This is a genomic window from Kitasatospora sp. NPDC001175 (assembly GCF_053598215.1).
This window is the reverse complement of record NZ_JBSFJU010000181.1, coordinates 1-3,173: the sequence shown is the minus strand read 5'-3', so window position 1 is coordinate 3,173 and position 3,173 is coordinate 1. Positions and strand designations below refer to the sequence as shown.

The window sequence follows — 3,173 nt, the reverse complement described above, 5'->3', positions numbered from 1 at the left end:
TCGGGTGCCTCGGTGGTGTTCGCGGCGTGTGACGTCGCGGACCGTGCGGCGCTGGCGGACGTACTGGCGTCCGTGCCGGCGGAGTTCCCGCTGACCGGTGTGGTGCACACGGCCGGTGTCCTCGACGACGGCATCGTCACCTCCCTCACCCCCGAGCGCATCGACACCGTGCTGCACCCGAAGGTGGACGCGGCCCTCAACCTGCACGAGCTCACCGCCGGCCTGGACCTGAGCGCGTTCGTGCTCTTCTCCTCAGCCGCCGGTACCTTCGGCGGCCTCGGCCAGGGCAACTACGCTGCGGCCAACGTCTTCCTTGACGCCCTCGCCGCTCAGCGCCATGCCGCCGGACTCCCCGCGATCTCCCTCGGCTGGGGCCTGTGGGCCGAGGGCGGCATGGCCGAGACCCTCGACGCCGCCGACCTCCAGCGCCTCGCACGCGCCGGCATGACCGGCCTGTCCAACGCCGAGGGCGTCGCGCTCTTCGACGCCGCCACCGGCAGCGACCAGGCCCTGCTCCTCCCGATGCGGCTCGACCCGGCCGCGCTGCGCCAGCAGGCCGCCGCCGGCACCCTCCCCGCCCTGCTGCGCGGACTGGTCCGCACCCCCGCCCGGCGCGCCGCCCGCGGGGCCGCCGGTGGCGGCTCCGAGCTGATGCGCCGACTGGCCGGGCTGTCCGAGGCCGAGCTGGACCGCGAGATCCTCGAACTGCTCCGGGTACGCGTGGCCGCCGTACTGGGCCACGCCTCGCCGGAGGTGATCGAGGCGGGCCGGGCATTCAACGAGATCGGCTTCGACTCGCTGACCTCGGTCGAGCTGCGCAACGAGCTCAACGCCGTCACCGGCCTGCGGCTCCCGCCGACCCTGATCTTCGACTACCCCACGCCCGCCGCACTGGCCGAGTACCTGCGCTCGGAGATCGTCGGCGCCGACCACGGCACCGCCGCCGCCCAGCTCCCGGCACCCCGGGTCGACGACGAGCCGATCGCCATCGTCGGCATGGCCTGCCGCTACCCGGGCGGGGTGGGCTCGCCCGAGGAGCTGTGGCAGCTGGTCACGGCCGGAGTGGACGCGATCTCCCAGTTCCCGGCCGGCCGCGGCTGGGACCTGGACCACCTCTTCGATCCGGACCCGGACCACCCCGGCACCAGCTACGCCGACCAGGGCGGCTTCCTGCACGGTGCGGGCCTCTTCGACCCCGCGTTCTTCGGCATCAGCCCGCGCGAGGCGCTGGCGATGGACCCGCAGCAGCGCCTGCTGCTGGAGGTCTCCTGGGAGGCCTTCGAGCGCGCGGGCATCGACCCGGCCACCATGCGCGGCAGCCGTACCGGCGTGTTCGCCGGTGTGATGTACCACGACTACGCCACCCGGATCGGCTCTGTCCCGGACGGCGTCGAGGGCTACCTCGGCACCGGCACCTCGGGCAGCATCGCCTCCGGCCGGGTCTCCTACACCTTCGGCCTGGAGGGCCCGGCGGTCACCGTCGACACCGCCTGCTCCTCGTCGCTGGTCGCGCTGCACCTCGCCGTGCAGGCCCTGCGGCAGGGCGAATGCAACATGGCGCTGGCCGGCGGTGTGACCGTGATGGCCACGCCCGAGGCGTTCATCGACTTCAGCCGCCAGCGCGGCCTGGCCAAGGACGGCCGCTCCAAGTCCTTCTCCGCCGACGCGGACGGCACCAGCTGGTCCGAGGGCGCGGGCATGCTGCTGGTCGAGCGCCTGTCGGACGCCCGCCGCAACGGGCACCCGGTGCTGGCGATCGTCCGCGGCTCGGCGATCAACCAGGACGGTGCCTCCAACGGCCTCACCGCCCCCAACGGCCCCTCCCAGCAGCGGGTCATCCGCCAGGCGCTGGCCAGTGCCGGGCTGACCGCCGACCAGGTGGACGTGGTCGAGGCGCACGGCACCGGCACCACCCTCGGCGACCCGATCGAGGCACACGCCCTGCTGGCCACCTACGGCCAGGAGCACGCCGAGGACCGTCCGCTGTGGCTCGGCTCGCTGAAGTCCAACATCGGCCACACCCAGGCCGCGGCCGGTGTCGCCGGCGTCATCAAGATGGTGATGGCGATGCGGCACGGCGTGCTGCCGCAGAGCATCCACCTGGGCGAGCCCTCGCCGAACGTCGACTGGGCCTCGGGCGCGGTCGAGCTGCTGACCGAGGCCCGGCCGTGGCCGGAGACCGGACAGCCGCGTCGCGCCGGTGTCTCCTCCTTCGGCTTCAGCGGCACCAACGCCCACACGATCATCGAGCAGGCACCGGCCGAGCCGGCCGCCGAGGCCGGTTCGCGTCCGGCACCCACCGTCCAGCCGTGGCTCCTCTCGGCCAAGACCGAGGACGCCCTGCGGGACCAGGCGCGGGCACTGCTCTCGCACCTGGACACCGAGTCCGGCTTCGCGACCACCGACGTCGCCTACTCCCTGGCGACGGGCCGGGCGGCGCTGGAGCACCGCGCGGTCGTCGTGGCCGGTGAACCCGAGGAGTTCCTGCGGCAGTTGGGCGCGCTGGCGGCCGGTGAGCCGACGGCGGACGTGGTACGGGGATCGGTGGCCGGTGGCCGGCTGGCGTTCCTGTTCACGGGGCAGGGGAGTCAGCGGGCCGGGATGGGCCGCGAGTTGTACGAGGCGTTCCCGGCGTTCGCCTCCGTTCTGGATACCGTCTGCGCGGAGCTGGACGGATGCCTGGAGCGTCCGCTGCGTGAGGTGGTCTTCGGCGGCGAGGAGTTGGACGAGACCGGGTACACGCAGCCGGCGCTGTTCGCGGTCGAGGTGGCGCTGTTCCGGTTGGTGGAGTCGTGGGGTGTTCGGCCGGATGTGCTGGCTGGTCACTCGATCGGTGAGCTGGCCGCGGCGCATGTGGCGGGTGTGCTGTCGTTGGCGGACGCCGCCGCTCTGGTGGCCGCCCGTGGCCGCCTGATGCAGGCGCTGCCCTCTGGCGGTGCGATGGTGGCGGTGCAGGCCTCCGAGGAGGAGGTGCTGCCGCTGCTGGCGGACGAGGTGGGCATCGCGGCGGTCAACGGGCCGACGTCAGTGGTGATTTCGGGCGTCGAGGCGGCCGTTGTCGCGGTCGCCGAGCAGCTAGCGGCGCAGGGCCGGAAGACCAAGCGGCTGACCGTGAGCCACGCCTTCCACTCGCCGCTGATGGAGCCGATGCTCGCCGAGTTCCGCACCGTCGC

The 3,173-nt window shown here is 73.4% G+C and carries 1 protein-coding gene; it reads left to right on the top strand.

Going from position 1 to position 3,173, the window contains the following annotated elements; genetic code table 11:
• Positions 1-3,173, top strand: a 3,173-nt coding sequence (locus ACWDAK_RS40885; RefSeq protein ID WP_449806587.1) for a type I polyketide synthase, incomplete at both ends; no start/stop codon positions are given.